General features: G+C 68.7%; 19 protein-coding genes and 1 tRNA gene. 11 read left to right on the top strand and 9 right to left on the bottom strand.

Features of this window, described 5'->3' with window-relative positions; all coding sequences use genetic code 11:
• The first annotated feature begins 30 nt into the window (after window positions 1–30).
• On the top strand, window positions 31–1017 hold the full coding sequence (locus AC07YS_RS02005) for a Bug family tripartite tricarboxylate transporter substrate binding protein (protein ID WP_157755190.1): 987 nt from the start codon (window positions 31–33) through the stop codon (window positions 1015–1017).
• Between the two features lie 22 nt (window positions 1018–1039).
• Here AC07YS_RS02005 and AC07YS_RS02000 read toward each other — a convergent pair whose 3' ends face one another.
• The 7 genes from AC07YS_RS02000 to AC07YS_RS01970 all read right to left on the bottom strand — a co-directional run bounded on the left by AC07YS_RS02000 (window position 1040) and on the right by AC07YS_RS01970 (window position 7607).
• A complete protein-coding gene (locus AC07YS_RS02000; protein WP_495267050.1) occupies window positions 1040–2029 on the bottom strand; it encodes a Bug family tripartite tricarboxylate transporter substrate binding protein in 990 nt (329 codons plus the stop codon).
• A gap of 41 nt (window positions 2030–2070) precedes the next feature.
• The gene (locus tag AC07YS_RS01995) at window positions 2071–2520 is read right to left on the bottom strand and encodes a hotdog family protein (protein ID WP_307584393.1); all 450 of its coding nucleotides are present in this window, start codon (window positions 2518–2520) and stop codon (window positions 2071–2073) included.
• 289 nt (window positions 2521–2809) lie between these two features.
• Window positions 2810–3340, bottom strand: coding sequence for a hypothetical protein (locus AC07YS_RS01990; protein WP_495267051.1), 531 nt, complete (start codon window positions 3338–3340; stop codon window positions 2810–2812).
• Between the two features lie 14 nt (window positions 3341–3354).
• Window positions 3355–4023 carry a nitroreductase gene (locus AC07YS_RS01985; protein WP_495267106.1) on the bottom strand — a complete coding sequence of 223 codons (669 nt, stop codon included), beginning with the start codon at window positions 4021–4023 and terminating at the stop codon, window positions 3355–3357.
• Window positions 4024–4025: 2 nt separating this feature from the next.
• On the bottom strand, window positions 4026–5225 hold the full coding sequence (locus AC07YS_RS01980) for a CaiB/BaiF CoA transferase family protein (RefSeq protein ID WP_495267052.1): 1200 nt from the start codon (window positions 5223–5225) through the stop codon (window positions 4026–4028).
• 11 nt (window positions 5226–5236) lie between these two features.
• Entirely contained in the window at window positions 5237–6331 is a 1095-nt protein-coding gene (locus tag AC07YS_RS01975; RefSeq protein ID WP_492686508.1) for an acyl-CoA dehydrogenase family protein, read from the bottom strand.
• A gap of 22 nt (window positions 6332–6353) precedes the next feature.
• Entirely contained in the window at window positions 6354–7607 is a 1254-nt protein-coding gene (locus AC07YS_RS01970) for an acyl-CoA dehydrogenase family protein (protein WP_495267053.1), read from the bottom strand.
• 174 nt (window positions 7608–7781) lie between these two features.
• Here AC07YS_RS01970 and AC07YS_RS01965 point away from each other — a divergent pair, with 174 nt between their 5' ends.
• The 8 genes from AC07YS_RS01965 (at window position 7782) to AC07YS_RS01930 (ending at window position 21394) form a co-directional block, all read left to right on the top strand.
• Window positions 7782–9020 (top strand): ABC transporter substrate-binding protein, encoded by a 1239-nt coding sequence (locus AC07YS_RS01965; RefSeq protein ID WP_495262384.1) that lies wholly within the window; start codon window positions 7782–7784, stop codon window positions 9018–9020.
• Between the two features lie 68 nt (window positions 9021–9088).
• Window positions 9089–10303, top strand: coding sequence for an ABC transporter substrate-binding protein (locus AC07YS_RS01960; RefSeq protein WP_495267054.1), 1215 nt, complete (start codon window positions 9089–9091; stop codon window positions 10301–10303).
• A gap of 44 nt (window positions 10304–10347) precedes the next feature.
• Window positions 10348–11988, top strand: coding sequence for a 3-(methylthio)propionyl-CoA ligase (locus tag AC07YS_RS01955; protein WP_495267055.1), 1641 nt, complete (start codon window positions 10348–10350; stop codon window positions 11986–11988).
• A gap of 391 nt (window positions 11989–12379) precedes the next feature.
• Complete coding sequence (locus tag AC07YS_RS01950) at window positions 12380–17011, top strand: Ig-like domain-containing protein (protein WP_495267056.1); 4632 nt, start codon at window positions 12380–12382, stop codon at window positions 17009–17011.
• A 115-nt stretch (window positions 17012–17126) separates the two neighbouring features.
• On the top strand, window positions 17127–17528 hold the full coding sequence (locus AC07YS_RS01945; protein WP_495267057.1) for an ATP-binding cassette domain-containing protein: 402 nt from the start codon (window positions 17127–17129) through the stop codon (window positions 17526–17528).
• 29 nt (window positions 17529–17557) lie between these two features.
• Entirely contained in the window at window positions 17558–18874 is a 1317-nt protein-coding gene (locus AC07YS_RS01940) for an HlyD family type I secretion periplasmic adaptor subunit (RefSeq protein ID WP_495267058.1), read from the top strand.
• A gap of 18 nt (window positions 18875–18892) precedes the next feature.
• On the top strand, window positions 18893–20380 hold the full coding sequence (locus tag AC07YS_RS01935; RefSeq protein ID WP_495267059.1) for a TolC family protein: 1488 nt from the start codon (window positions 18893–18895) through the stop codon (window positions 20378–20380).
• 282 nt (window positions 20381–20662) lie between these two features.
• Window positions 20663–21394: a hypothetical protein gene (locus AC07YS_RS01930; protein ID WP_495267060.1), complete on the top strand. Its 732-nt coding sequence runs from the start codon at window positions 20663–20665 to the stop codon at window positions 21392–21394.
• Between the two features lie 71 nt (window positions 21395–21465).
• Here the strand turns inward: AC07YS_RS01930 and AC07YS_RS01925 are convergent.
• A tRNA-Met gene (locus tag AC07YS_RS01925) sits at window positions 21466–21542 on the bottom strand.
• A gap of 167 nt (window positions 21543–21709) precedes the next feature.
• Here AC07YS_RS01925 and AC07YS_RS01920 point away from each other — a divergent pair.
• Together AC07YS_RS01920 and AC07YS_RS01915 are read left to right on the top strand one after the other, a co-directional pair.
• Window positions 21710–22384 (top strand): sigma-70 family RNA polymerase sigma factor, encoded by a 675-nt coding sequence (locus AC07YS_RS01920; RefSeq protein ID WP_062475124.1) that lies wholly within the window; start codon window positions 21710–21712, stop codon window positions 22382–22384.
• Window positions 22381–23634 (top strand): hypothetical protein, encoded by a 1254-nt coding sequence (locus AC07YS_RS01915; protein ID WP_495267061.1) that lies wholly within the window; start codon window positions 22381–22383, stop codon window positions 23632–23634. The genes AC07YS_RS01920 and AC07YS_RS01915 overlap by 4 nt, the downstream gene beginning before the upstream one ends.
• Before the next feature lie 42 nt (window positions 23635–23676).
• Here AC07YS_RS01915 and AC07YS_RS01910 read toward each other — a convergent pair whose 3' ends face one another.
• Window positions 23677–24456, bottom strand: coding sequence for an enoyl-CoA hydratase (locus tag AC07YS_RS01910; protein ID WP_062481985.1), 780 nt, complete (start codon window positions 24454–24456; stop codon window positions 23677–23679).
• Window positions 24457–24505 lie beyond the last annotated feature (49 nt).

The raw sequence follows: 24505 nt of genomic DNA, 5'->3' as shown, positions 1-24505 counted from the left end.
TCGTCAAGAAAACCAACAGGAGACCTCTTCATGCTGCAACGACGTCGATTCGCGCAATGGGGCGCGAGCGGACTGCTGGCCCCCGCACTCGGTGCCTTGCCGAAGGCGCAGGCGGCCGACGCCTACCCGACCCAGCCGATCAAGGTGATCGTGTCGTCGGCGGCCGGCGGGCTGGTCGACGGCATCGCGCGCACCATCGGCGAACGCATCGCCAAGCCGCTGGGCCAGCCGGTGCTGATCGACCCCAAGCCGGGCGCCAACGGTGCCATTGCCGCATCCTTCGTGGCCAAGGCGCCGGCCGACGGCCACACGCTGCTGTTCGCCGTCAACTCCTTCGTGCTCGCGCCGCTGCTGATGGCCAAGCCCGGCTACGACGTGTTCAAGGACTTCGCGCCCGTGTCGCTGTCGAACTACGGCCTGCTCGTGTTCGCGGTGGGCGAGGGCGTGCCTGCGAAGAGCATGCGCGAGTTCGTCGCCATGGCCAAGGCGCAGCCCGGCAAGCTGAGCTTCGGCTCGGCGGGGCAGGGCTCGTCGGGCCACCTCTACGGCGAGAAGCTGATGCGCGACGAGGGCCTGCAGATGACGCACGTGCCGTACAAGGGCGGCGCGCCGCTGATGATCGACATCCTCGGCGGCCAGGTGCAGGGCGGCTTCGTCACCATGGGCGAGGCGCTGCCGCACGCGAAGTCGGGCCGCGCGAAATTGCTGGGCGTGTTCGGCACGCGCCGCATGCCGCTCGCACCGCAGATTCCCACCTTCACCGAGCAGGGCTTCAAGGGCTACGAGCACGGCGGCTTCTGGGGCTTCTTCGCGCCCACCGGCACGCCGCAACCGGCCATCGACAAGCTCGCCGGCGCGGTGCGCCAGGCGGTGGCGCAGCCTGATCTGCAGGAACGCATGATCGGTTTGGGGCTGGAGCCTTCGGGGGAAGGGCCGGGGGAGTTGATGGCGGCGGTGCGCAGAGAGAACCTGCTGTGGTCGCGGCTCATCAAGGACATGAACCTGCGGCTGGAGTGAACCGGGCCGCAGGGCATCCGCCTCAATCGAGCCGGATGTTCTTGGCCTGGATCACCTGCTTCCACCGCGCATGGTCCGCGCGCATGGTGGCGGTGAGCTGCGCGGGCGTGCTGCCGACCGGGATCACGCCCAGGCCTTCGATGCGCGCCGCCTGCTCGGGGCTTTGCACCACCTGGGCCACCTCGGTCGACAGGCGCTGCGCGATGGGCTGCGGTGTGCCGGCGGGCAGGTAGATGCCGAACCAGCCGACCGACTCCATGCCGGCGAAGCCCTGTTCCTTGAAGGTGGGCACGCCGGTCGCGAGCGGGGCGCGTGCGGTGCCGACCACGGCGATCGACTTCGCCTTGCCGGCCGCGACGTGCGGGCCCACGCCCTTGGCCGAGACGAACACGGCATCGACGGTGCCGCCGAGCAGGTCGGTGATGGCCGGCGCTTCGCCCTTGTAGGGCACGTGCAGCAGCTGGATGCCCGCGGCGTCCTGCAGCACCTCGGCGTACAGGTGGGCGCTCGATCCGTTGCCGTAGGAGCCGTACGAGTACTTGCCGGGCGCGGCGCGCGCGAGCTTGACGAAGCCGTCGAGGGTGTCGACGCCGAGCTTGTTGCTCACGGTGAAGACGATGGGCAGGCGGCCCGCCTCCGACACGGGCACGAAGTCCTTGAACGGATCGAAGCCGGCGTTGGGGTACAGCAGCGGGTTCTGGATGATGGAGGTGAGCGAGAACAGCACGGTGTAGCCGTCGGCCGGTGCGCGCTGCACGGCGGTGATGCCGATCTGCCCGTTGCCGCCGGGGCGGTTGTCGACGATGACGCTCTGGCCGAGCCGCTTGCCCAGGCCCTCGGCGACGATGCGCGCGAACACGTCGGTGCCGCCGCCTGCGGCGTAGGGGACGATCATGCGGATGGGTTTGTCGGGCCAGCTGCTCGGTGGCTGCTGCGCGAAGGCGCTGCTGCCGGTGGCCAGGGCGGCGGTCAGCGCGAGGGCGTGGCGGCGGGTGAATCTGCTGTTGTGCATGTCTGTCTTGTCTCCGATGGTTTTTCTATGTGGGTGCGATGTCAGGGCGGCAGGCTCACGACGGCGAGGCCGGGGCCGACCGACACGCCGTGGCGGTTCTCGCTCCACAGGCGCAGGTCGAGGCGGTGGCGGTGCGCGGCGTCGGCGCTGTCGTCGATCCACTTGCGTTCGACCTGGCCGCGCACGGTGACGGTGTCGCCCGCGGTGTTGAACGACTTCATGCGAAAGCCGCGGATGGCATGCAGCACGCCGGCCGTGCCGATGTACTCGCGAATCGCGCGCTCCCACATGCCCTGCAGCAGCATCACGTTGGCGTACATCTCCGGGGCGCCGGTCGATTGGGCGTGCTCGGTGTTGTGGTGGATGGCGTTGAAGTCGCGGTTGGCGCCGGCGGCCATCACGAGGCGGTAGACGGTGAGGGGGAAGGGCACGGGGTTCAAGGGGTCGCCCTCGTTGACTTCGTTCCAGCGGCGTTGTTCTTGCCAGTTCATCTTGTTGCTTTCCTTGTTCAGGGCGCGTGCACAGGCCACCGGGTACTTCCCTCCGCGAATGTCCCCCGGCCTGCGGCCTCCTCCTTGATTTCGCTGCGGGAAGCACCCAGTGCCCTATGCACGGGAAGCAGCGCTGGTGTGCGGCCGATCAACGACCGTTGCGCAAAACGCTCACGTCGATGGGGTGCCTTGCGCAGCGAAATTAAGGGGGAGGCCGAAGGCCGGAGGACATTCGCGGAGCAAGGTGCCCCGTCGGCGTGAGTGCGCCAGAGCGCGAGACAGCGGGGCATCAGTGCGGCACGTAGTGGTACATGCCAAACCGGCAGCGCGCCACGACCTCCTCGCGCTGGTTCACGATGTCGTACTCCCACGTCGTGAACGCACCGCGCCCGACCTTCGTGGCCTTGGGCTCGCAGCGCACGAGCCGGTTGCCGCGCCTTCCCAGGCGGTCGCCCAGGCGGGCGGGTTGCAGGTAGTCGACCTCGTAGTCGGTCGCCATGTAGGCGGTGGTGGGCGGCATGCCTTCGGGGCGCGTGCCCTTGAGCGGGCTGCGCTCGGGTTCGGCGTTGCGCGCCTCGCTGGTGAACACGGGCGGCTGGCCCGGGGCCCACATGGGCGGCAGCGTGAGGCTGGCGAGACTGGTCGATGGCGCGACCGCGTCGGGCCCCTGGTGCAGCGGGCAGTCGAACTCCAGCACCTCGACATAGCGGCGCACCGCGCCGGCCTCGATCACGTCGACGCCCCAGCGGATCACGCCGTTCGCGAAGTCTTCACCCACGCGCGCCACCATCGGCGCCCAGGCGCTTTCCCAATCGTCCATGTGCAACTGCTTTCCTAGATGCCGATGAACTCGGCCACGTCGTCCAGCGGCGCGCGCTCGGTCTCCAGGGCGTCGATGGGCTTGTCGCGGTCGGCATAACCGATGGCCATTCCGGTGAAGAGCATGCGTTCGGGCGGCAGGTCGATGAAGCGGCCGATGGTCTGCGGGTAGATGGCCCAGCATTCCTGCGGGCAGCTGTCCAGGCCCTCGGCGCGCAGCAGCATCACGTTCTGCAACATCATCCCGAGGTCGGACCACTGCGGCGGGCCCATGCGGCGGTCGACGGTGCAGAAGAGCGCGAGCGGCGCGCCGAAGAACTGGAAGTTGCGCGCAAACCATTTCAAACGCGCGGTCTTGTCCTCGCGCGGAATGCCCAGGCGCGCGTACATCGCCTCGCCGACGGCGAAGCGGCGGTCGCGATACGGTGCCACCAGCTCGCGCGGATAGATGTCGTACTCGCTGCCTTCGCCGCCGGGCGTTTCCTGCACGCGGGTGCGCATGAGGGCCTTGAGGTCGTCCAGGCGCTCGCCGCCTACCACATGCAGGTGCCACGGCTGCAGGTTGCCGCCCGAGGGCGCGCGGAGCGCGGCCTGCAGCACGCGGCGAATGGTGTCGGGCGGCACGGGACGGTCGAGAAATTCGCGCACCGAGCGGCGGCTCGCGACGGCGTCGTAGACAGTCATGGTCATGCGGCGTTCTTTCGTTCGTTCATGAGGGTCACGCCCAGCTCGCGTGCCACTTCGGCGCTGTGCTGGCCGGGTGTCGCGGCATGCGACAGGTCGGCGTAGGCATAGCCCGAGAAGCGCACCGGCGGGCGCACTTCAAGATACGCGCCTTCGGTCGGATGCGTGCGCTGTCGGAAAAGGCCGGCGGCCTGCAGCTGCGGGTCGTCGGGCAGGTCGGCGATGTCGTTCACGCGCATCGCGGGCACGTTGGCCTTCTTCAGGATGTCGAGCCATTCGGCCGTGGTGCGCTCGGGCAGGATGGCGGCGGCGGCCTCGTACATGCGGCTCATGTGCTTGCGCCGCAGCGCCTTGTCGGCCAGCTCGGGCGCCTCGAGCACCTCGGGGTGGCCGGCGGCCTCGAAGAAGCGCAGCCAGCGGTCGTCCAGGTAGGGCGCAATGGCGATGTAGCCGTCGCGCGTGCGCATGGGCTGGCGCATGGGGTCGATCTGGCGCGGGTACAGCGCGGGGCCGGTGGGCGGCACGAAGGTCTTGTCGCACAGGTGCTCCACGAGGTTGAAGCTGGCGAGCGATTCGAACATCGGCACCTCCACCTGCTGGCCCTCGCCGGTGCGCAGCCGGTGCACCACGGCGGCGAGCACGGCATACGCCGCGTGCAGGCCGGAGACCTTGTCGGCCATGGTCATCGGCACGTAGCGCGGCTGCGGGTTGCCGTCGACCTTGGGCGGCAACGAGGCGATGCCCGAGGCGGCCTGGATGATGTCGTCGTAGGCCTGCAGCGCGGCGTACGGCCCGCGCTGGTCGAAGCCGGTGCAGTGCACGTAGACGATGTCGGGGCGGATGGCGCGCACGTCGTCGTACGACAGGCCCGCGCGCGCGATGGCGTCGCTGCGCACGTTGTGGATGAAGATGTCGCTGGTCTCGATGAGGCGGCGCATCGCGGCGCGACCGTCCTCGCTCTTCAGGTCCCAGTCGACCGAGCGCTTGCCGCGGTTCAGCCGCAGGTGCACGGGGCTCATCAGCGGCGTGACGGGCGGCGTGCCGATGATGCGGATGCTGTCGCCCTCGGGCGGCTCGACCTTGACCACCTCGGCGCCGAGGTCCGCGAGGATCTGCGTGCAGTAGGGGCCGAAGATCACCGTGGTGAGGTCGACGATGCGCAGGCCTTCGAGCATGCGGGGGGCGGCTGATGTGGTGGTCATGGGTGTGGAGGTCATGCGGCGACAAGGCCCTGCATTTCGGCGGCGAGGTGGCGCACGCGCTCAGGTCCGCCGAGCAGCTGGCGGTTGAAGCCGATGCGCTTGAACCAGTAATGCAGGCCCAGCAGGTCGGTGATGCCCATGCCGCCGTGCACCTCGGTGGCGGTGCGGGCGACGAAGGTGCCGGTTTCGCTCAGGTGCGACTTGGCGTGCGCGGCGAGCAGCGCGGCTTCTTCGGGCAATGCATCGAAGGCGTGGGCCGCGTACCAGACGAGCGCGCGGCCGGGTTCCAGCGCGGCGGCCATCTCGGCGCACAGGTGCTTCACGGCCTGGAAGGAGCCGATCACGCGGCCGAACTGGCGGCGCTCCTTGGCGTAGGCCACGGCCTGGCCGATCATGGCTTCGCCCGCGCCGAGCGTGTCGGCGGCGAGCAGGGCCCAGCCCGCGCTGCGCAGGCGCGCGAGCGTGGCGGGGCCGCTGTTGGGAAGTCGTTCTGCCTTCACCTGTGCGAAGTGCAACTCACCGAGCGGGCGCGTGGCGTCGATGCTGCGCAGCGCGCCGCGCGTGAGGCCTTGCGCATCGGCGCGCACGAGGTGCAGGCCGCCGGCGCGGTCGGCCACGATGAACACATCGGCGGCGCCCGCGTCGAGCACGAAGAGTGCGCTGCCGTCGAGCGTACCGTTGGCATGGGCCGTCACGCCCGCGCCATCGCGCGCGCCGGCCACGGCCTCGGCGATGGCCACGCCGGCGATGCATTCGCCGGCCGCCAGGCGCGGCAGCCATTCATCCTGTTGCGCGGCGCTGCCGGCTTCGCGCAGCGCGAGCGGTGCGAGCACGGCGGTGCCGAGGAAGGGCGTGGGCGCGACATGGCGACCCAGCTCTTCGGCGGCCAGCGCGGCGTCGAGCAGCGACAGGCCGAGCCCGCCGAAGGCCTCGGGCACGAGCAGGGCCGGCACGCCGACCTCGCACAGCGTGCGCCAGACCTCGCGGTCCAGCGGCAGGTCGTCGGCCGCGACGCGGCGCACACGGTCGAGCGGGCAGGCGCGTTCGAGCGCGCGTCGCAGGCTGTCCTGCAGCAGCTTCTGGTCGGCGGAGAGGGCGAATTCCATGAGGTGCTTCTTTCCGTTTGTCTCAAGCCAGGCGCGGTTCGCGCGGCATGTCGAGCCCGCGTTCCGCGATGATGTTTTTCTGGATCTGCGCGGTGCCGCCGCCGATGATCAAACCCAGGTCGAACATGTAGCGCTCCTGCCAGAGCGCCTGCGCGCGCAGGTGCGCGCTGCCGGGCATCAACAGGCCCAGCTCGCCCAGCGCGTCGATGGCGAGCGCGGCCAGCTGGTGGCGCAGCTCGCAGCCCTGCAGCTTCACGACCAGCGCGGCCAGGCCCGGGTCTTCGCCGGTGGCCGCGGCCGTGAGCAGCCGCAGGCCGTGGCACTTCTGCGCCAGCACCTGGCCCTGCAGCCGCATCAGGCGGTCGCGCAGCACGGGCTGGTCGATGAGGCGCGAGCCGTCGACGGTCTCGGCCTGCATCAGCGTGGCGAGCTCCTGGTAGCGCTGGGTCGTGAGGTTGGGGTTGCCGAGCGAGCCGCGCTCGTGTTTGAGCGTGGCGTTGGCCACCTTCCAGCCGTCGCCGCGCTGGCCCACGATCTGGTGCTGCGGCACGCGCACGTCGGTGAAGAAGACTTCGTTGAACTCGGCGTGGCCCGTCATGGTCTTCAGCGGGCGCACCTCGATGCCGGGCGTCTTCATCGAGAACAGCAAATAGCTGATGCCCGCATGCTTCGCGGCGCCGGGTTCGGTGCGCACGAGGCAGAAGATCATGTCGGCCACGTGCGCGGTCGAGGTCCAGATCTTCTGGCCGTTGATGACGAAGTCGCCGCCGTCTTCGGTGGCGCGCGTCTGCAGCGAGGCCAGGTCGGAGCCCGCGCCGGGCTCGGAGTAGCCCTGGCACCAGACCACCTCGCCGCGCAAGGTGGGGCCGATCCATTCGCGCCGCTGCGCCTCGCTGCCCAGCTCGAGCAGGGTGGGCACCAGCATCGAGATGCCCTGGTTGCCCAGCGGCGGTGCCACGCCGGCGCGCGCGAACTCCTCGGTGATGAGGTGCGACGCCATGACGTCGGGCGCCGCGCCGTGGCCCCCGTACTCACGCGGCACCGTGCGGCCCGCGTAGCCGTGGTCCAGCAGCAGGCGCTGCCACGCAAGGGCGTCGGCGTCGGGGCGTTCGGCGGTGCGCGCAAAGGCCGAGCGGTGGCCGTGCGTGGCCAGGAACACGCGCAGCTCGTCGCGAAAGGCTTCGTAGCGGGGATTGAGCGTGAGGTCCATGCGGTGCTTGCCTTCGGTGCCCGCCGCGTTGCGCGGCGGTGGGTGTGTCTCCGTGTCGAGGCCCATGCTAGGGGCAACCCTCAGCCGCTCTCAATCGTCCGTTCCGACGATGTGACGCGCAGGAGGCGCTGCCTACCATCCAGCCCGAACGCCGCACGAGGTCCGAAAGAGATCGATACAAGGCCGTTGAGAGGCCCGCGGCCGCAGCTTCTTTTTCACGAGAACGACGGAGACAACACCATGACACGTTCCCTCTTTTCCGCCCGCCCCGGCACGCGCCGCCGCCTGCTCGGCGCCGGCCTCGCCGCCACGCTCGGCCTCGCCACGGCCTTCACGGCGCAGGCCCAGAAGCGCTACGACCCGGGCGCGAGCGACACCGAGATCAAGATCGGCCACATCGTCCCGTACTCGGGCCCGGTGTCGGCCTACGGCACCATCGGCAAGGCGGCGGCGGGCTACTTCGCCAAGCTCAATGCCGAGGGCGGCATCAACGGCCGCAAGGTCACGTTCATCTCGCTGGACGATGCCTACAACCCATCGAAGACGGTGGAGCAGGCGCGCAAGCTGGTCGAGCAAGATGAAGTGCTGGTGCTCTTCGGCCCGCTGGGCACGGCGCACAACCTGGCCATCCAGCGCTACATGAACGCCAAGAAGGTGCCGCAGCTGTTCGTGGCCACGGGCGCCACGCGCTTCGGCGACCCGAAGGCCTTCCCGTGGACCATGGGCTGGCAGCCCACGTACCAGACCGAAGGCAAGATCTACGCGCAGCACATCCTGAGCACCAAGCCCAACGCGAAGATCGCCGTGCTCATGCAGAACGACGACTTCGGCAAGGACTTTTTGAAGGGCTTTCTCGAAGCGCTGGGCGACAAGGCCAAGACGATGATCGTGGCGCAGTCGACCTACGAGGTGACCGACCCGACCATCGACAGCCAGATGGTCAACCTGAAGGCCTCGGGCGCCGACACCTTCTTCAGCATCACCACGCCCAAGTTCGCGGCGCAGGCGATCCGCAAGGCGGCCGACATCGGCTGGAAGCCCACGCAGTATTTGTCGAGCGTGTCGGTGTCGGTGTCGGCGGTGATCAAGCCGGCCGGCCCCGAGAACGCGGTGGGCGTGATCTCGGCCACCTACCTGCGCGACCCGGCGGACGACATGTGGAAGGGCGCCAAGGAGTACGAGGACTACAAGACCTGGTTCAGCAAGTACTACCCCTCGGGCGACCTGAGCGATTCGCTCAACGTGCTGGGCTACTCGTCGGCGCAGACGCTGGAGCAGGTGCTGCGCAAGGCGGGCGACGACCTCACGCGCGCCAACATCATGAAGGTGGCGGCCAACCTGCAGTACAGCCCGCCCATGCTCTACCCGGGCATCGAGGTGAAGACCTCGCCGACCGACTTCTACCCGATCGAGCGCATGCAGCTGGTGCGCTTCAACGGCACGCGCTACGAGCCCTTCGGCAAAGTGCTCGGCGATTGATCGACGTCACGCGGGCCGCGCTGTCGGCCCGCCATTCATTTCCCCTTTTTGTTTCCACTGAAGCTTCCATGACCTCCATCGTTCGACTGGCCGCCGCCCTGGGCGGCGCGGCCCTCCTGTTCACCGCCGGCGCGGCCCTTGCGCAGAAGAAGTACGACACCGGTGCCTCCGACACCGAGATCAAGCTCGGCATGGCCATGCCCTACAGCGGCCCCGTTTCGTCGTACGGCATCGTCGGCAAGGTCAACGAGGCGTACTTCAAGATGGTGAACGACAAGGGCGGCATCAACGGCCGCAAGGTGAGGCTCATCAGCTACGACGACCAGTACACGCCGCCGCGCACCACCGAGGTGGTGCGCAAGCTGGTCGAGCAGGACGAAGTGCTCGCCGTGTACGGCAACCTGGGCTCGGCATCGAATGCCGCGATCCAGCGCTACATGAACGCCAAGAAGGTGCCGCACCTGTTCCTGGGCGTGGGCGCCGACCGCTTCAACGACCCCAAGGCCTACCCCTGGACCACGCCCTACATGCCCAGCTACGAGGGCGAGGGCAGCCTCTACGCGAAGAACATCCTGAAGACGATGCCCAACGCGAAGATCGCCGTGCTCTACCAGAACGACGACTTCGGCAAGGACCTGCTCAAGGGCCTGAAGAAGGGCCTGGGCGACAAGGCCTCGATGGTGGTGGCCGAGGCCTCGTTCGAGGTGGCCGACCCCACGGTCGATTCGCAGATCATCAAGCTGCAGTCGTCGGGCGCCGACGTGTTCGTCAACTTCGCCACCGCGCGCTTCGCCGCGCAGGCCATCCGCAAGGCCTGGGACATCGGCTGGAAGCCCAAGCAGCAGTACCTCACCTACGTGTCGGCCTACGTGAAGATGACGCTGGAGCCCGCGGGCCTGGAGAAGTCGAAGGGCATCATGGCCATGGCCTTCTTCAAGGACGCCGCGCAGCCGCGCTGGGCCAACGACCCGGCCACGCAGGAGTTCCTGGCCTTCATGAAGAAGTACGCCCCCAACGAAGACGTGAACAACGCCGCCGGCGTGTACGGCTACGGCGTGGCGCAGGCGATGGAGACGGTGCTCAAGGCCTCGGGCGACAACCTCACGCGCGAGAACGTGCTCAAGCAGGCCACCACGCTGAAGAACATGCGCACCGGCATGCTGCTGCCGGGCATTGCGCTGAACACCTCGGCCACCGACTACTTTCCGTTCAACACGCTGCAGCTGGTGCAGTTCAACGGCAAGGAGTTCGAGCCCATGGGCGATTCGATCGCCGTGAAGTAGCCTTCGCAGAAGCACGCTCAAAAGAACCACAGGAGACACACACCATGCTCGGACTGATGCAGGACCGCCCGCTGCTGATCTCGTCGCTGATCGATCACGCGGCCACCTTCCACCCCCACGTCGAGATCGTCGGGCGCACCGTTGAAGGCCCGGTGCACCGCACCAACTACCGCGAGGTGCAGCGGCGTTCCAAGCAGGTGGCCAACGCGATGAAGGCGCTGGGCGTGGCGCCCGGCGACCGCGTGGGCACGCTGGCGTGGAACACGTATCGGCACCTGGCGCTGTACTACGGCGTGTCGGGTTCGGGTGCGGTGCTGCACACGGTGAACCCGCGGCTCTTTCCGGAGCAGATCGACTACATCGTCAACCACGCCGAAGACAAGGTGCTGTTCTTCGACACCAGCTTCGCGCCGCTGGTCGAGAAGCTCGCGCCCAAGCTCAAGAGCGTGCGCGCCTTCGTCGCCATGACCGACCGCGCCCACATGCCGGCCATCGACGTGCCGAACCTGCTGTGCTACGACGAGCTCATCGGCGCGCAGAGCGAGGACTACACCTGGCCCGAGTTCGACGAGCGCACGGCCTCGTCGCTTTGCTACACGTCGGGCACCACGGGCAACCCCAAGGGCGTGCTGTACAGCCATCGCTCCACCGTGCTGCATTCGCTGATGGAATGCGCGCCCGACACCTTCGGCGTGTGCTCGCAGATGACGCTGCTGCTGGCCGTACCCATGTTCCATGCCAACGCCTGGGGCATGCCGTACTCGGCGCCGATGGTGGGCGCCAAGCTCGTCATGCCCGGCCCGCACCTGGACGGCCAGAGCCTGTACGAACTCATGCGCGACGAGAAGGTGAGCTTCTCGCAGGCGGTGCCCACCGTGTGGCTCATGCTGTTCCAGTACTTCGACGCCCACCCCGAGATCGACACCCGCGCCATCGGCCTCAAGCGCATCGGCGTGGGCGGCGCCGCCACGCCGCGCGCCATGATCGAGCGCTTCGAGCGCGACTTCGGCGCCGACTTCGTGCAAGGCTGGGGCATGACCGAGACCAGCCCCATCGGCGTGATCGGCAACCTGCTGCCCAAGCACCTCGCGCTCCCGAAAGAGGAGCAGACGACGGTCAAGATGCGCCAGGGCCGCGGCGTGTGGGGCGTGGAGCTCAAGATCGTCGACGAGAACGGCCAGCGCCTGCCGCACGACGGCGTGGCCTTCGGCCACCTGCATGTGCGCGGCCCGTGGATTGCGAGCGGTTACTTCCGCAGCGAAGGCGGCGACGTGCTCGATGCCGAGGGCTTCTTTCCGACCGGCGACGTGGCCAACATCGACGCCGACGGTTATGTGCAGCTGGTCGACCGCGCCAAGGACGTCATCAAGTCGGGCGGCGAGTGGATCTCGTCGATCGACCTGGAGAACGCGGCCAGCGCGCACCCGGCCGTGGCCGAGGCGGCGGTGATCGGCATCGCGCATCCGAAGTGGCAGGAGCGGCCCCTGCTGATCGTCGTGAAGCGTGCAGGCGCAGAGGTCACGGGCGAGGAACTGCTCACTTTTCTTTCGCAGCGCGTGGCCAAGTGGTGGCTGCCCGACGACGTGGCTTTCGTCGACAGCCTGCCGCATACAGCCACCGGCAAGCTGCTGAAGACCAAATTGCGCGAGCAGTTCAAGGGCTACGTCGCGGCCAAGTCAACTTGATGACAGTTGTTCGTTCTTTCTGTGCATAACTCTGTGGGTTGCTTGAGGAGGCGAGCCAGCAGAGCGAGCATTGGCGCGGCTTCGCACCACGTTGCTCACTGATTGAGCAGGCTGGATTTTCCCCGGCACTTTTCACCCACCACGTTCTTTCCCCCCAAGGCCCTTGCGAGTCGTCGACTTGCAAGGGCCTTTCTGCTTTGTAGGTACTTCCGGGGGCTTTGTTCACAGTTTCGCCCTGCGCCTATCCCGGGGGCTAGTGCTTTCGGACTCGTCCGATGGATCGAACGGGACCGCCTTCCTAAAGTCATCGATCAAGAAACCGCTTGATCGAGTCGCGTGCATTTCGCGTGCTCGTCCGGTCCCGATTTATCTCTCCAGCACTAGGAATCACATGGCAACGAAGAAGACGAAGGTCGTCGTCAACAGCAACGGCAGGAACATCGATCACACGGTGGAAGCGGCAACGAACGGCAAGGCGCCGGTCCGCATCAAGGTCCAGAAGGGTGCGAAGTACCTGCTCAAGGGCGATGACGGTTTTGCGCCCGAGAACGTGACGCTCACGCGCGTGGGCAACGACCTGCAGATCACGCTCGAAGGCGAGACGAGCCCGGGCCTGGTGCTCGAGGGCTACTACGCGCAGTCCGAACCCGTGGGCCTGTATGGCGTGGCCGAGGACGGCCAGCTGTATGCGTATGCGCGCACCGATGGCGCGGGCGACATCTACGCGCTGGCCGAAGGCCAGTCGGCGCCCGTGGCGCTGGGCGGCGATTCGTACGGCGCGGGTGCGCCGTACCTGGCCGGCACCGAAGCGGCCGCCGGCAACGACGTCTTCGGCGGCATGCTGCCCCTGCTGATGACCGGCGGCCTGGCCGCGCTCGGCCTGGGCGCCATTGCCGCGGCCAGCGGCAGCGATGGCGCGACCGCGCCCAGCCTTCCGCCTGTGCTGCCCCCGCCCGACGTGCGTCCTCCCGGCAAGCCCGGCTTCGACGGCATTGGCGGTGCCTACGACGACGTCGGCCCCATCCAGGGCCAGATCCAACCCGGCGGCCAGACCGACGACACGCGACCTGATTTTTTCGGAACCGGCACCCCCGGCAATACCATCACCATGTACGACAACGGCAAAGAAATCGGCAAGACCCTCGTGGACGGCAACGGCGCGTGGCACTTCACGCCACCGAAGGACCTGAGCGAGGGCAACCATTCCATCACCATCACCGAGAGCGATCCGGCCGGCCGTGAAGGCGAGCCTTCGGACCCGTTCGAGTTCGCCGTCGACACCACCCCGCCGCCCAAGCCCGAGTGGGACGGCGGCAGCAGCGAAGGCCCCGGCGCCGTCATCGACGACGTGGGCCCCATCAAGGGCCGCGTGCCCCCGGGCGGCGCGACGGACGACCAGCGTCCCGAGTTCAACGGCCAGGGCACCCCGGGCGACACCATCATCGTGCAGGACCACGGCAAGGAAATCGGCCGCGTCGAAGTGAACGGGGACGGCGTGTGGACCTTCACGCCGCCGACCGACCTGAGCGAGGGCGAGCACTCCATCACCATCGTCGAGCGCGACCCCGCGGGCAACGAGAGCGAGCCCTCCGACCCGTTCGATTTCGTCGTCGACATCACCCCGCCCGCGCAGCCCCAGGTGGGCGGCGCCAACGACAACATGGGCGAGTACCAGGGCCCCATCACCCCGGGTGGCGTCACCGACGACCGCCAGCCCGAGTTCCATGGCGAAGGCACGCCGGGCGACACCATCGTCATCAAGGACGGTGACACCGTGATCGGCACCACCGACGTGGACGAGAACGGCGCCTGGACCTTCACGCCCTCGACCGACCTGAAGGAGGGCGACCACTCCATCACCGTCATCGCGCGCGACCCGGCCGGCAACGAGAGCAAGCCCTCCGACCCCTTCGATTTCGAGATCGACGTGACCCCGCCCGATGCCAGCAAGCTGGCCATCACGGGCGTGGCCGACGACGTGGGCGAAGTCACGGGCAACGTGGCTTCGGGCGGCAAGACCGACGACAGCCGTCCGCTGCTCAGCGGCACCGGCACGGCCGGCGACACCATCATCGTGACCGTCAAGGACAGCACGGGCAGCCGCGAGCTCGGCCGCGCGATCGTGGAGGCCGACGGCAAGTGGACGCTGCAGGTGAGCACGCCGCTCCTGCAAGGCAAGAACGAGTTCACCGCCATCGAGATGGACCCCACGGGCAACACCGGCGACATCCTCGGCGAGATCGCCCAGGGCGGCGTCACCGACGACGCCACCCCGACCCTGCACGGCAAGGCCACCCCGGGCGGCACCGTGAAGGTGTACGACGGCACCACCGTGCTGGGCTCGGTCGTGGCCGACGCCAACGGTGACTGGAGCCTCACGCCGGCCACCGCGCTGCGCGAAGGCGCGTACGAACTGAGCGCCACCGTGACCACGGCGGCGCACGGCGAGAGCGCGAAGACGGCGGTGTTCGACTTCACCGTCGACTTCACCGCGCCGGGCGCGCCGACCATCGTGGCGGTGCTCGACGACGTGGGCAGCCTCACCACCAACGTGGTGCAGGGCGGCGTCACCGACGACACCCGGCCGCAGTTCAAGGGCAAGGCCGAGCCGGGCAGCACCGTGAAGGTCTACGACGGCGGCACGCTGCTGGGCGAGACCACGGCCAACGCCGCGGGCGACTGGAGCGTCACGCCGACCACGCCGCTGGGCAACGGCGCGCACAACGTGACCGTGACCGCTACGGACGCCGCAGGCAACGTGAGCGCGCCCTCGGCCGCGTTCGACTTCACCGTCGACGCGACGCCGCCGGCCAAGCCGACCATCGTGTCGGTGGTCGACGACGTGGGCACCATCCAGGGCGAAGTGACGCTGAACGGCGTCATCGACGACCCGCGCCCCGTCTTCACGGGCAAGGCCGAAGCCAACAGCACCGTGGTCATCTATGACAAGGGTGTGGAGGTCAAGCGCGTGCCTGTCGATGCGTCGGGCAACTGGACCTGGACGCCGACGACGGCGCTGAACAACGGCGTGCACACCATCACCGTGAAGGCCGTCGACCAGGCGGGCAACCTCAGCGCGCCGTCGGATGCCTTCGGCTTCACGGTGTCCACCGTGCCGCCGCCCAAGCCGGTCATCGTGTCGGTGTACGACGACGTGGGCGGCGAGCAGGGCGACCTGTACAGCGGCGACTTCACCGACGACACCCAGCCCCTGGTCACGGGCAAGGCCGAGGCCAACAGCACCGTCATCGTCTTCAACAACGGTGTGGAGGTGAACCACACGGTCAAGTTCTACGACGGCAGCACGCTGCTGGGCCAGGTCGTCGCCGACGCCTCGGGCCAGTGGAGCTTCACGCCCCTGGCCAATCTGGCCGAGGGTGCGCACGGCATCACCGCCACGTCCACCAATCCGCTGGGCCAGACCAGCGAGGCCAGCGGCAGCTGGAACTTCGTGGTGGACACGACGCCGCCGGCCAGGCCGACCATCGTGTCGGTGGTCGATGACGTCGGCAGCATCGTGGGCAGCGTGGCACTCAACGGCACCACCGACGACGCGCGCCCCGACTTCTCGGGCAAGGCCGAGGCCAACAGCACCGTGGTCATCTACGACAAGGGCGTGAAGCTCACGCAGGTGCAAGCCGATGCGTCGGGCAACTGGAGCTGGACGCCGGCCACGGCCTTGGGCAATGGCGTGCACACCATCACGGTGACGGCGGTGGACAAGGCGGGCAACGCCAGCGTGGCGTCGGATGCCTTCGGCTTCACGGTGGCCACCACGCCGCCGGGCAAGCCGACCATCGTGTCGGTGATCGACGACGTGGAGGCCATCACAGGCGCCATTGCCAGCGGCACCACCACCAACGACGCCAAGCCAACCTTCAGCGGCAAGGCCGATGCGAACGGCACCGTGATCATCTACGACAAGGGCGTGGAGATCGACCGCGTGCAGGCCAACGCCTCGGGCAACTGGACCTACACGCCGGCCAAGGCGCTGGGCGAAGGTGCGCACAGCATCACGGTGGCGGGGGCGGACCAGGCGGGCAACACGAGTGCGCCCTCGGGTGCGTTCGAGTTCACGGTGGATACGGCACCGCCGGTTCTTGCCCAGGGCGGCATCTATCTGTCGTACGCCCACTTGTGGTACTGGTGGGCCCTCGACATTCCAGTCGCTGAGAATCCCGGGGTCAAGGACGCGGCTCGGGTCGTCATTCGCTACGTCGAAAACAACATCGAGAAGGACTACTACCTCCAGGTCACCGAGGGCCACAGGGATGGAACGATCACCAGCGTGTGGCGGGACCTCCCCATCCCGGCGGGAATCCCGATCAAGGTGGCGTTCGAAGATGCGGCGGGCAACCTGACGGCTTTTGTCTCCGTCCCCGTCAACAAGACCAGTCACTTCTGGGCCTACCCCGCCGGCACCTTCGGTGTCTTCGAACCTGTGGAGATGACGGACGACAACATCATCGACAGCCCGGCCCAGGTCTACACCGAAAGCGACGAGACGTTCATCGCCAAACTCGGCTTCGCCGACCGCCTCGCAGGCGGCGCGGGCAACGACACCTTCATGAAGGTGGGCACGGGCGACACGGTGCATGGCGGTGCGGGCGACGACGTCATCCGCGTCCACAGCGGCGACTTCGCCCACATCGACGGCGGCCTGGGCATCGACACCCTGGTGATGCACGGCAAGGCGATGCACATCGACTTGTCGGCCCTCGGCCCGAAGGTGCAGGGCGTGGAGAAGTTCGACCTCGGGTCGGGCGGCAACACGCTGGCGCTGAGCACGCACGACGTGCTGGCCGGTGGCGCGCGCGACATGGTCGTGGCCGACGGCAAGGTGCAGATGCTGGTCAACGGCGCCAATGGCGAAGTCGACCTGCTCGGCGGCACCCACGGCGACGACGGCTGGACCCAGGGCAGCAATGCCACGGTGGGCGGCGTGACGTACCACGTCTACACCAACCTGGCCGGCACGGCCGAACTGCTGGTCGAGGACAAGGTCCACGTGACCATCCTTTAAGCCGACGGGGCCCGTCGCCCGGCCGTGGCGTCGAGGGCCCACTTTTTTCTCATTCATTTTTCATGCGTGCCCCCGTGCGGGGCACCCCTCGGCCACCACGGAAGAGTTCTTGCACGTGGCGCGCATCACCGGCATCGACGCGATTGCGGCGCGCCATCCGCGCGGCTACGACATGCCCATCGGCGAGGGCGGCCACGGCCTGTCGGGCGGGCAGCGCCAGCTGGTGGCGCTCGCGCGCTGCCTGCTGCTGCGCCCGCGCATCCTGCTGATGGACGAGCCCACCAGCTCGATGGACCTGCAGACCGAACACGAATTTTTGCGCCGCATGGCGCACGTCACGCAGGGCCAGACCCTGGTGGTGGCCACGCACCGGCTGTCGGTGCTCGACCTGGTCGATCGCATCGTCGTGATGGACGGCGACGGCAAGGTGTTCCTCGACGGACCGAAAGACGCCGTGCTGGCGCGCCTGCGCGGCGCGGCCGGCAATGAACCGAACGAACAAGCGGTGCCCGCGTGAGCGCGTACCCGATGCAAGGAAACGATGCCATGAACACGAATGAAACCACCGCGGGGCCCATGCCCGGCGCGGCCTTGCCGGCGAAGGTGCCGGCCCCCGTGGCGAAGCTGCCCGCGAAGCGCCCGGGCCCGAGCGGCCAGGCACGCCACGAAGACTCGCCCTTCGTGAAGGACCTGCGCGAGGCGATGCTGGTGCAGAAGACGCCGGGCAGCCTGGCGGTGCTGTACCTCATTGCGACGATCCTCGTGGTCGGCGGCGTGTGGGCGCACTTTGCCAAGGTGGAAGAGATCACGCAGGGCGAAGGCCGCGTGATTCCGGCCAGCCGCGAGCAGATCATCCAGAGCCTGGAAGGCGGCATCCTGGAAGAGATGAACGTGCACGAAGGCGACGTGGTCGAGCGCGGGCAGATCCTGCTCGAGATCGACCCGACGCGCGCGGGTGCGTCGTACCGCGAAGGGCTCTCGAAGGTGCAGGCGCTGAAGGGCTCCATTGCCCGCCTGCGCGCCGAGGCTTATGCACAGCCGCTGGCGTTTCCGCCGGACGTGCTGGGCGTGGACTCGATCGTGCGCGACGAGACGCAGGCCTACAACGCACGCCGCCAGACGCTCAACGAGAGCGTGGGCGCGCTGCAGCGCAGCCTGCAGCTGGCCGAGCGCGAGATCTCGCTGTCGGAGCCGCTGTCGGCGCGCGGCCTGATGTCGGAAGTGGAAGTCCTGCGCATGAAGCGCCAGGCCAACGAGTTCCGCCTGCAGATCGCCGAGCGCCAGAACAAGTACCGGGCCGAGGCCAACGCCGAGCTCACGCGCTTCGAGGGCGAGCTGGCGCAGGCCAAGGAGAACATGGGCGCGCGCGAGGACGTGATGAAGCGAACCACCATCAAGGCGCCCGTGAAGGGCACCGTGAAGAACATCCGCGTGAACACCATCGGCGGCGTGATCCAGCAGGGCGCGGACATCATGGAGATCGTGCCGCTGGAAGACCAGCTGCTGGTGGAAGCCAAGATCAAGCCCTCGGACGTGGCCTTCATCCGCCCGACGCTGCCGGCCACCGTGAAGATCTCGGCCTACGACTACGGCATCTACGGTGGCCTCACCGGCACGGTGGAGCACCTGAGCCCCGACACGCTGAAGGACGACGAGAAGGCACGCCAGGGCGCGCGCGGCGACACCTCGTACTACCGCCTGCTGGTGCGCACCGACAAAGCCTCCTTGAGCGCGGGCGACAAGGAGTTCCCCATCATTCCCGGCATGACCGCCACGGTCGAGATCCGCACGGGCGAGAAATCAGTTTTGAGCTACCTGCTGAAGCCGGTGCTCAAGGCGCGCGAAGCGTTCCGCGAACGCTGAGCAGGAGTCGAAGTCATCATGAAAACGAAGAAGAACAAATCCATGCAGCCGGGCGTGTGCGCGCTGCTGTCGGTGTCGATGCTGTTCGGCGCCGGTGCGTCGGTGGCGCATGCGTTGCAGGACGAGGCGCCCGCGCTGAAGGTGGCGCGGCGGTTGGCTGCAGCGCCGGCCGTGGCGGTTGCCGTGGCGCCTGTGGCCATGCCTGCGCCGTTCGTGGCGGCCTCGCCGCCGCCGTTCCAGATGCGCAAGGTGGTGGCCTCCGCCTCGTCGATGGGCCTCAGCGGCGACGCGGGCGAGCGCCTGCGCGCCTACCTCGACGAGAACGTGCGCAAGGCGCTCGAGCTCAGCGCCGAGGCGCGCGAGGCGCAGGCCAACTGGAAGGCGGCCGAGTACGACATCGACCAGGCCAAGGGCCAGCGTTGGCCGCAGGTGCAGGTGGGCGTGTCGTCGCCATCCGCGACCTTCGGCGGCGGCGCCAACAACAGCGGCACGCGCAGCGCGTCGGGCAACCTTGCGATCACCACGCCGGTGTACGACTGGGGGCGCCTGAGCGCCACCATCGACAGCCGCACCGAGACCTCGAAGGCGGCTTACCAGGCGGCGCAGCAGGTGCGCCAGAAGATCGCGTACGACACCGTGTCGGCGCTGCTCGAACAGCGGCGCCACCAGGCGGCGCTCGAGGCCAGCCAGGGCTATGTGAAGCGCATGGAAGAGCTGGTCGACATGCTGAGCCAGATCGTGCAGAGCGACCGCGGCCGCGCCAGCGAACTCACGCAGGCGCGCGCACGCCGCCTGCAGGCCGTGACCGGCCGCGACGCCATCGTGGCCAAGCTGCGCGAGGTACAGGTCAACCTCGTGAAGCTGGTCGGCGAAGAGGTGCAGTGGCCGGCCGACCTGGCCTGGGAGATCCGCCCGGTCGCGCTGCAGGACGCCCTGATTGCGGGCGCCGAGCATCCGGCGATGCAGCAGGCGCGGGCCGAGGCGAAGGCCGCGGGCCTGTATGCGGAGTCGGTGAAGGCGGGGCGCCTGCCGCAGCTGAACTGGGTGGTCGGCAAGAGCACGCAGGAAGATTCGGCGGGCAACAAGCAGCCGTGGTCCACGGGCCTGTCGCTGCAGTGGAACGCGTTCCAGGGCGGCTCGGGGCGTGCGTCGGAACGCGCGGCCTTCGAGCGCGCGGCGGCCGGCGAGGAAAAGGCCGAGGCCTCGGCGCGCGACCTGGCCTACCGGCTGCGCACGTCTGCCGAGCAGCGCGACGCGGCGGCCAGCCGTGCCGGCGAATACACCGAGCTGATCCAGGAAACCGACCGCGTGCGCAAGATCTTCTACGAGCAGTGGTACCACCTGGGCAAGCGCACGCTGCTGGACGTGTTGACCGCCGAGAGCGACCACTACAACAACCAGTCGGCCCAGGTGACGACGCGCTTCGACGCCGAAGCGGCCGACCTGCGCATGCGCGCCGACTCGGCCATGCTGCTGGACTGGCTGCGCGGCGCAAAGGTGCTCTGAGGGGCGCGAAAGGCGCGGCTTTTCGGAACAGTCCTATGTACGGGCCGTGCGGGCCTTCCTAGGATGGGTGAGCGCCGGGTTGCCTCAGTGGGCCCGCTGCCTTGTGCCGCATCGCATGCGGCATGAAGCGCGGGCGCAGCGGACGCGGCTTCATTCATTCTTTTGAGAATTTCGAGCACCCATGCCGGTCCTGATCACCGGGGTCGCGAACCGCGGCCCGAGCCCCCGAAAGCACTGCCTCGGGCATGTTGTTGCCGCAGCGGACTGTGAAGGGGCTCCCGCATGAGCCGCTTCTTCGCCGCACCCTCGGAGCCCCTGGCGCGCCCCGCCCGCCGCATCGGCGTGCTCGGCCATGCGCTGCGCGAGCGCGAGTACGCGCGGCGCGTGCTGCGCGCGCTGGGCGTGGCGCCGCTGGTCTTCACCAGCATCGACGAACTGGCGACGCTGGGCGACCGCCTGAACCTGCTGTTCCTGGCCGACGTGCCCGAGGCAGCGAGCGAGGAGGCGCCGGACGTGCTGTCGTTGATGGGGACGAAGATCGTTCCACTGGCGCAGGAGGCGCCCGCGCCCACGCGGCACCTGCGGGGGCGCCCGCCCGCGGCGGCACCGGCGTTCGACGATTTCTACCGTTCCATCCTGCTGTCGCTGCGGACGCGCGGCCTGGCATGCGCGATGCCAACGCCGCTCGTGTGGGGCGCCTACAGCTTCCAGCCGATGGACCGCAGCGTGAGCTTCCCGGGCCGCACGCAGCGCGTCGACCCGGTCACCTTCGATCTGGCGCTGGAGTTCTTCTTCAACGCGGAGCGCGTGCTGTCGATTCCGCGGCTGCGGCAGATGCTCAACCCCGTGCGCGGCGCGCGCAGGTTCTGGGGCAACGAACTCATCGGCACGCTGACGGACGTGGTGGACGAACTGCAGTTGCACGGCGCGCACGGCTGGCGTCTGGTGCACTGCGAGCCCGAGGCGTTCCGGCTGGACCGGGTGCCGGTCGGCGAAACGGCGTCGGGCGCCTGAACGAAAAAAGCCCTAAGTCGTTGAAAACTTAGGGCTTTTTGAGCCATTCCGCCGGGGCGGGGAGGCTGTGTTGGTGGCTCTTCACGGACTCGAACCGCGGACCTGTGGATTATGATTCCATCGCTCTAACCGACTGAGCTAAAGAGCCGTCAGTGCAATTCAGCACCGAGCCCAAAATTATAGCCCAGGCTTTGGGCCCAGTTCAACTCCCGGTGTTTTCAGGTCGATTTTTCTGCGATCGAATGCGTCGGATCGCGTTTCGACCTAACCCCGATCGCCTCCGTGAGCCGTACAAGCTCGGGTGACAATCCTGCGATGTCTGCGCTGCCACGCGCCCCTTCTGCTGCTGCCCGCACCGCCACCGAGCGCGACGCCATGCCCGACGATCAGTTGATGCTGGCCTACGCCCACGGCGACGCCGCCGCCTTCGACGTGCTCTATGCGCGCCACGAAGGCGGCCTGTTCCGCTTCGTCAAGCGCCTGCTCGGCGCGCGGCTGGCCGCGCAGGCCGACGAGGTGTTCCAGGACACCTGGGTGCGGATCATCTCGGCGCGCGACAGCTTCTCGCCGCAGGGCGCCACCTGGCGCACCTGGGCCTTCACCATCGCGCACAACCTCGCGATGGACCGCCTGCGCGTGAGCGGGCGCGAGGTGACGCTCGATGGCCACGCGACCGACGACGACGGCGACGCCGTGCCCGCGCTCGACCGTGGCGTGCACGGGGCCACCGACCTGTCGGCGCATCCGTCGGCCGAAGAGCTGGCGTTCTGGCGCGCTGCCGGGCGCCGGTTGCTGGCCTGCCTGGACGAACTGCCGGCCGAGCAACGCGCGGCTTTTCTCTTGCACCATGAAGACGGCCTCACCGTCGACGCGCTAGCGGCCCGGCTGGAGATCGGCTTTGAGACCGTGCGCAGCCGCCTGCGTTACGGGCTGCAGAAGCTGCGCGGCTGCATGGAACGCTACCTGTCGGTGCTGGAGCAGCGCGCATGAGCACCGGCATGGACGACCACGACCTGCACGACGCGCGGCTGCGTCGCGCGCTGGATCACGCGCCCGACCGCGACGCCGTGCCCGCGGCCCACACGCGCGAGGCGATCCTGAAGATGGCGCACAACCTCGCTGCGGTCTCCGCGCCGGCGGCCGGCCCTGCGGTGCAGGCTGCGCCGTGGTGGCGACGCCTGTTCGGCGGCGGCAGCCCCCGCTCGCGCATGCCGTGGAACGCGGCCTTCGCGACCGTGCTCGTGGCGACCTTCGTCACCGTGCTGTGGCATCGCGAGCCGGTGCCCGACGCGCGGCTCGATGGCGAGGCGCAAGTGGCCGGGGCGCCCGCGCCGGCGTCGGCACCGCCTGCGCCTGCGCAATCGGCCGAAGCACCGGCAGTGGCCGCAGCACCTGCGCCAGCCGCTGAACCGGCCGTAACGGCGGACATGACACCGCCCGCTGCGCAGCGCAGCGAAGCGGCGCGCGATGCGAAAGAAACCCTGAAGCAGCGCGAGACGCAGGAAACGCGTGAAGCGTCGCGGCGGCGCGAAGCCCCTGCGGCGGCGGCGTCGGTCCAGAAGGACGAAGCACGGGCGATGGAAAAGGCGGCGCCCGCGGCCCCGGTGGTGCAAGCCCCGGCGCCCGTGCCTGCGCCTGTCGCACCGGCCATCGCATCTGCGCCCATGCCGGCTGCACCGCCCATGGCCGATGTCGGTCAGAGTCCGATGCCTTACGCAGCTGCACCGCCGGCGCCGGCCGTAGCACCTGCAGCGCCTGCAGCGCCAGCGCCGATGCAGCGCGAGTCCGCAGACACGGCGCCATCGCTTGCCGCGCAAGGCGGTGCCAGCGCGAATGTCGCCGGCATGCAGCGTCGCGCCGCACCGGTGCAAGCCGCGCCGGCCCCTGCGTCGGCCGCCGCCAAGGCCGTCGCGGCCGGGGGCTTCACGGCACTGGACCGCTGGACCACCCTCGACATCACGCGCGCGGGCGCCACCACGCGCCAGGCGCGCGGCGACACCGAAGGCCTCGCGGCGCTGGTGAACACCGTGGCGCGTGCGGCCACCGTGTCGGGCGGGGAGTTGGGTGCGCCGGTCGAGGCGCGCATCGAACTGCGGCGCGACGGCGCGTTGCTGGCCTTGCTCGAAATCGCGGGCGATCAGGTGCGGTGGACGCCGCAGCCGGGCGGCCCCGCCTTCCTCGGCACGCCGCCGGCGCAGGCGCTCGAGGCGCTGCGCACGGCGCTGTCGCGAGCCCGCTGACGGCGACCGCCGCTGCGGTCCCCGGGCCCGCGTATCAGCGGATCAGGCGTTCTTGAAATCCGGCTGGCGCTTGGCCAGAAAGGCGTCCATGCCTTCCTTCTGGTCCTGCGTGGCGAACAGCGCGTGGAACAGGCGGCGTTCGAACATCACGCCGTCGCTCAGGCCGCTCTCGAAGGCGCGGTTGACCGATTCCTTGGCCGCCATCACGGCGATCTGCGAGAAGCCCGCAATGATCAGCGCGGCGCCCAGGGCCTCGTCGGCCAGTTTCTCGAACGGCACCACGCGGCTCACAAGGCCCGCGCGCTCGGCTTCGGCGGCGTCCATCATGCGGGCCGTGAGCGCCATGTCCATGGCCTTGCTCTTGCCCACTGCGCGCGGCAGGCGTTGCGTGCCGCCGGCGCCGGGGATCACGCCGATCTTGATCTCGGGCTGGCCGAACTTGGCGTTGTCGGCCGCGATGATGAAGTCGCACATCATCGCGAGTTCGCAGCCGCCGCCCAGTGCGAAGCCGCTCACGGCCGCGATCACCGGCTTGCGGATCGAGCGGATGGTTTCCCAGTTGCGCGTGATGTAGTCGCCCTTGTAGGTGTCGATGAAGCTGTACTTGGCCATCGCCGCGATGTCGGCGCCGGCCGCGAAGGCGCGCTCGCTGCCCGTGAGGATGATGCAGCCGATGGCGTCGTCGGCGTCGAAGGCCTTGAGCGCCTGGCCCAGCTCGGTCATCAGCGCGTCGTTCAGCGCATTGAGGGCCTTGGGGCGGTTGAGGGTGATGATGCCGACCTTGCCTGCTTCGGTCCGCACGTCGATGTTTTCGTAGCTCATGGTGTCGCTGTCTCCGGGGGAGGTGGGGAAAAAAACGCGTCCCACTATA

Source organism: Variovorax sp. GW458-11-26-14-LB1 (assembly GCF_059423965.1).
Note: the sequence above shows the minus strand (reverse complement) of the source record. Positions and strands in the feature narration are given on the sequence as shown.